Consider the following 6,000-nt stretch of genomic DNA (forward strand, 5'->3'; position numbering starts at 1 on the left):
TTTTATCGCGCGTACTAAGAATGATCGATTTGCATTGCATAAGTCATTGTAGAGGCCGAGAATGTAATATAGACTACTACTTTTGAGCGAGCTTATTGATTGGGGTTCTCATCATGAAAAAACTGCTAGGACTTTTCCTGACCGCTCAGTTCCTGTTGCTCTGCGGTGAGGTCTTGGCCCAGGGACTTCCGGCTCCGTCGTATTGGAAGAATGAGCGTGGCTCGGAGTTGTTTATATGGTCTTCCAACAACGGGAACATACAAGGCACTTTTACAAATCATGCTCAGGGCTTCCAATGCCAGGGCATTCCATATCCTGCATCCGGTGCCGTTAAACCAACAGGTCTGTATTTCGTCGTAACATTTGCTCGATGCAATTCCTTCACGCGCTGGGTCGGAAGGACCAATGGTTCTCAACTGCCAACGTCCTGGACGTTGTTTTATGTCGACGGAAATGGTCATCCGAAAAAGCTCAAGGGCGCCGATACTTTTACACGAATATGGTAGCTAGCGGTTCGTTCTGCTCAGCTTCCGCCGCGCAAATGAGGTCTGCCGCCAGACCTCAAGTCTTCGATGCCGGCCGTCTCTCGTTCTCCTTCATCCTTCTATGCGATGATCTCGCGTTCCGTCAGGCGTAGGTCGCGCACGCGAAGCAGTTGGTGTCTCAGCAGTGCAGGCTTTTCTTGTCGAACCTGATCAGCTTGATCCGTTCCCGATTCTACAGTCGGTGAAGGCCTTGAAGCCGATTTCTGCGACGCCATCGAACCGACGGCCGTCAAGCAATCCAGTCACTGGCGACCTCCCGCAGCCAGTCTTCATTTTCGCCGAGCTTCGGCGAGGCGATTGACGCGGTGATGTGATGAATCTTGTTGACGTGACGGTCATGCAAGTCGAGGGGAGGTCGTAAAGATCGGATGCTACGAGCAAATGAGCTTCGTGCCAGCGGAGATCCGGCAATGTCGCCTTGCGCCAGCGCGGAGGCCGTAGTTTACATGAATCATCATGCCGATACTGCAGAGCGCCTTGACCCATTCGGCATAAAGGTTCGGGTAGGCGTTCGGCCACGATCAGCAGCGGCACCGGTCCGTCCAGGCGCGCGAGGAGCTTTCGATCTAACTACGGCTTCCTCCGCCATCGAGCACGGGCAGCTCGGTCAATTCGACGATGCGCTCGACCCGCTGACAGTATGAAGCTTCTTTGGCATCGCGATAGAGTATTTGACAGGCCCGACGCTCAGACGCCTTTTGAAGCCCGCGCTTGGCCATGGCGTCGGTGAGTGCATCATGAGCCTCCAAAAGGAGAGAGGTCGCTGGAGCAGATCTCAGCGCGCCGGATTTCGGCATATGAGGAGGCAGAACATCGATCAAGACTGATGGCGAGAGAACAGCGTGATTGATCCTGCATACTGACCTCTTGCGAGCGCGTTTGACCCGCCGCATTCAAGGCGTGCGTCGCCTGGTCTTGGTCAAGGCATGTCACTCGCGCGATCCTGTATATCTCAACTGATAGGTGACAGGCGTCTATCATCTAGATCAATCACTGGTGTTGGTAGTTGGCCGGGCCGCAAATTGTTGCCATCCACACAGGATGTCGCGCGAGCCCGACGAAGCTCTGTCAATCGCAACGGGTTCGACGGACGTGCAAAAAGCCCCAGATTTGAAGTCGGAAAAAGTCGTCGAATCAGCCTTGCTCTGCTCGATGTCGAGACGATCCGCGATCTCGACTTGCTCATGGTGGTGAGAAGCATTGTCCAGGGGGAGCGGAGTGTCGGTCTCGTGACGCTGTGGCTGCTCACCTTCGTTGCGCGCAGCACTCGGCCCGCAGATGAGAGGCAGAAAAACACATCGCGCTCTACGCCGCGCTCTTTCTAGATGTATATCAACTAATGTCGCGGCTGCTGCAAACGGCTTGTCGCGTTTCGGACAATGTCGCTATTGCTTCGATCGCTAACGCGATGCATCGATTGCCGATTCTCTCAAGCGCCTGTCCTCGTGCCTGATTTTTGCGATCGTTGCAATTGGTACGAGGCTTGCTGTTCTCATCCCAGGTTCTCGGAACTTGTGGAGTACCGCATGGAAGGTATCGTTTGCATCAAGCATATTTGTGACTTCGCGCAGTGCGCGCGCGCCGTGGCCAACAACTACGTGCGCCAGGGGGAAGCGGATCATTATCAACATCTACGATCTTTCCGGGCTGCGATCGGTCCCGGAGCTAGGCGACGAGTTCGGGGGCGAGCTCACTGTCCTCACCATGGGTCTCCAGATGCCGCCGAGTCCTTACGCAAGGCACTGACCGTCGGTGCCGATCGCAGCGCTGACAGCCGCGTTTGGTGCGCGTCTGCCGCTACATTCGCGCAATCGGATCACGAGCTAGAGGAGCTTGTCACGATCGATGTAAAGCTCGATGGCATGGTCGGCGCCGGAATGGCCAGCAATATCGTCGAGATAACTATAGCCAGGTGCGGCATGAATGTGCTGCGGCGGGAGCGCGGCCAATATTCGCGCGCGCCTGGTGCGACCGCGCACGATCCGGAAAAGTGGCCACCGGTGTTCGGAAAGTTAACACGTAAGCAGGAAGTTGAAGCGTTGAGCGCTGATCGTGGATACCAACTACGAAGGCTGAACCATGAAGCTCGAGCCATTACTGTGCCTCGAGCAGGAGCTGTTCGACAATCGCTGTCTCGTCGATGTCGGTCGTGTCCATACCAGCGTGCGTACGCACAATGTCGTCGGTGCAGCTGTTTCTCTCGTGAAAGCCAGCCCCGCACTGCTACGAAGCGAAGGACAAGTGCAAGATGGAAAGCACCTCGACGGCTGCATGGAATGCGGCATGTACCGCGTCCTCGGCGAGCGCCCCAACCGACAAAAAAAGAGAACTGTCCGAGCAACTATCGCGTGCTCTACGGGTGTAGGCGGCCGCTGCACCTCCGCTGCTTGATCGGCGTGCCCCCGGTTTCGATTCAACTGTTCCTTTTGGGTCGATGCTGGAGAGGTCCACGAATTCGGGAGTCGCGTTTGTCGGAGCGCGCGACTGTTCAGGCAGCATGAAGAGCGGAGCCAAAGGCTCAGTGAGCAGAATGCTGCTGGGCTTCGTCTAAGACTCGCTCAATCGAACGGCGCAAACGCCGGCCTTTTGAGCCGGTCTCGTGAGGCGCCACATGGAACTTTTCAGCTTCATCGAATGCGCGAAGAGAACGCACTCTATCAAGGAGCTGTTCGATCTCCTTGTAAGCTCTGCGAGCGAGGAGGGCTTCAGTGAAGTCGCTTACGGAGCACTCACCTGCGCGGAGCCGCCTCGTGTACAGGAGTATCTGCCGCCCGCAGTGACCGTGAACTTTCCGCGTGACTGGTGCCACCGTTATTTTGAACGCAACTATCATGACATCGACCCGGTGGTCCGGCGGACACCAATGCGTTCGGGGCCGTTTCTGTGGGACGAGCTTGCCAAGCAATATCAACTGCAATCAGGGGAGCAGCGCGTACTAGATGAGGCCAGAGAGGCAGGTTTAAAGCATGCCATGAGCGTGCCATTATTTGGACCCTCGGGGCAAGTCTCAGTGGTATCGTTTGCGTCCCCCTTCGACGATGCCGATCCTCAGTATCGTATGAGTCATCTCTACGTACTGGCCTGGCACTTTCACATCGCATTCTCAGAGATCGCTCGGCCCTCGGATAGCAGCTGCAACGGGAAAGTGACGCTGTCCGATCGCGAAAAAGATTGCCTGCGGTGGGCGGCAGAAGGGAAATCGTCTTGGGCAATCGGGATGATACTGAAGATCAGCGAGAACACGGTCAATTTTCATTTTAAGAACGCCATGCGAAAGCTCGGTACGACGAGCCGGACCCAGGCCATCGTGAAGGCGATCCGCCTCAACCTGATTCTCGGCGGTCCCAGCACTGCCAACTCGATGCGCGTCTAGCGCGTGTGGCGTCCGCTCGTAGGCGTCTCCGTGGCAAGGTGAATCAACCTCCTGAAAATGGCAGCAACCTTACATGCCGCATCGGTACAGCTGCATGGATTGCGCCGGTCGCCGGATCGGGCCGCCAGTAGTTCGTAGCTACCGTCATCTCGAGGCGCCGCCACCTCGGACACGTCTTGCCACACTCTGGCACTCGTAGCCTTATCCGATTTGATGCTGCGCAAGCGAGGTGTGCAGCGATTCAATTCTCTTAAACCAGGGTGTCGATCGAGTACCCCGCCAGATCTGTGAAGAGGGACCGGTTCGACCCGAGTCCCAAGCCGCGCTGTTGTGCCACCCCATCTGAGGGGCCAGGTGCGTAGTCATCGTCGAGCAAGTGGGGGCGTCTTGTTCTTGTTCAGGCGAGCAGCATTCACAACGAGATAGGGCCTGCTGCCACGATCCCGTAGCGGAACTGTCCGCGGTAAACGGCAGCACGTTGATCATGACGATGACCGCAGTGAGTTCGATCTACGCTATTTGATAGCTGATATAGATCACCGGCTGCGCGAGCTTCGCATGCTAGGAATGGCAGAATCTCACTCCGGCGGATCGTATGTGATCGGCGGATATTGTAGTGCAGTCTGGCCGCACAGACGGTGAGGCGCAGCTCAGTGCGCTACTTAGAATTGAAACAACGCCCGTTCCCCCAGTAGTTGGCCGCGTGCGGTCGTCTTCTCGAGCCTGAATCACCATCTCGTGCCGGCGCCGTTCCAGACGCGCTATTCCCATTTTGGCCGGCGCGTTTGGTGGCGACAGCCTCGACCTGGGGAACTGATACGGTTCGCACGCGGGAACAAGCTTGCGCAACATTAAATCCGGCAATCCCGGAAAGGATAGAAGGCACGTAGGTGACCTTGAGCGGCAGATGAGTTGCTGAAAAAAGCCCCGGCCGAGGGCCGGGGCTTTCGATCCGCCGATCTAACGCGAAGAGATCAGGGTCTGATAACGAAGGGGTCGCCGAACCGGTAGGTGATCCGCGCTGTCACGACATCGATGTCCTGGCTGATGCGATCCGTCGCCGGCGCTCCAGCAGCCGTGGTGAAGGTCACGTTGGCAGGCTCCATGAACAGGTGATCGTACTCGATGCCGACTGACCAGTTCGGCGCGAAGCCCACTTCGATGCCGGCGCCAGCCGCGGCGCCCCAACGGACGTTATCGGCGCTCGCAAACAGCCCGCCGGTGGGCCGGGTTATCGGCGCTCCGGGTGTCGGCGTAGTCGGAGGTGGAGCCGAGATTTGATAGGTGTTGCTGGTCACCGCGGCACCACCTTTGGCGTAGAATAGCACGTTGCTGACCGCATAGCCGATCTGGCCGGTGATCAAGCCGAAGGCGTCGGTCTTGGTGCTGTTGGTGTCAGATGGGAAAGCGAGGCTGACATTAGAGCCTCTAAAATCAGCCAAGTTGCCCTGACCTTCGACACCAAACACGAACTGGCCCCTCTGCCAGCGATAGCCGATCTGGCCACCGAGGGTGCTGCCGCTCGCATCGTGGGAGCCCTCGGGCGTAACGCCCGCGGAATCCCAGGAGTTATGGCCCGAGCCCCAGCCACCATTGAAGCCGACATAGAGGCCGCTCCAGTCGTAGATCGGGGCCGCGACCAGTGTCGGTGGCGCCTTGGTGTAGACGGGCTGCGCAGCGAGATCCGCGCTGAATGCGGGCGCCGCCGCGCTGAGCGCGACGAGACTCGCAGTCACAAGCAACAAGTTCTTCATTCCAGTTCCATTTCATTTTGTTAGCCCCGACCCGCGTGCGTCTTAGCAACGCAATCGCAAAATGCCTGTAACTGCACCGCAACACTCGCCTTTGGGAAATTGCGTGAACCTCACGCTGCGGGAGGTTGTACGATTGGAAATCGTGACGAAGCTTACAACGCAAACGTCGCTGGCATATGGGACCTCATGCGCGCGCGTCAACGCTAACGTTGAAGTGAATGATGTTCGCATCGAAGCTCGCTTACAGCGGCGCGCGTTGAAGCGATAGCAGCGACGAACAGCATCGAATAGTCCAACTGACGCGTCTTCTATTCTGCGGCCACAAAGG

General features: G+C 57.4%; 4 protein-coding genes. 3 read left to right on the forward strand and 1 reads right to left on the reverse strand.

The genetic code is table 11. The features are described from left to right. Window positions 1-113 precede the first annotated feature (113 nt). The 3 genes from CQ12_RS42560 (at window position 114) to CQ12_RS21850 (ending at window position 3,918) form a co-directional block, all read left to right on the forward strand. Entirely contained in the window at window positions 114-506 is a 393-nt protein-coding gene (locus CQ12_RS42560) for an avidin/streptavidin family protein (RefSeq protein ID WP_083519418.1), read from the forward strand. A gap of 2,118 nt (window positions 507-2,624) precedes the next feature. Further along, window positions 2,625-2,936 carry a ferredoxin family protein gene (locus CQ12_RS44015; RefSeq protein ID WP_157088386.1) on the forward strand — a complete coding sequence of 104 codons (312 nt, stop codon included), beginning with the start codon at window positions 2,625-2,627 and terminating at the stop codon, window positions 2,934-2,936. Window positions 2,937-3,156: 220 nt separating this feature from the next. Next, the gene (locus tag CQ12_RS21850; protein WP_057837371.1) at window positions 3,157-3,918 is read left to right on the forward strand and encodes a helix-turn-helix transcriptional regulator; all 762 of its coding nucleotides are present in this window, start codon (window positions 3,157-3,159) and stop codon (window positions 3,916-3,918) included. A gap of 974 nt (window positions 3,919-4,892) precedes the next feature. Here CQ12_RS21850 and CQ12_RS21855 read toward each other — a convergent pair. Continuing rightward, window positions 4,893-5,672: an outer membrane protein gene (locus CQ12_RS21855; protein ID WP_057837372.1), complete on the reverse strand. Its 780-nt coding sequence runs from the start codon at window positions 5,670-5,672 to the stop codon at window positions 4,893-4,895. Window positions 5,673-6,000: the final 328 nt, after the last annotated feature.

The sequence above is a fragment of the Bradyrhizobium jicamae genome (assembly GCF_001440395.1).
Lineage (GTDB): Bacteria > Pseudomonadota > Alphaproteobacteria > Rhizobiales > Xanthobacteraceae > Bradyrhizobium > Bradyrhizobium jicamae.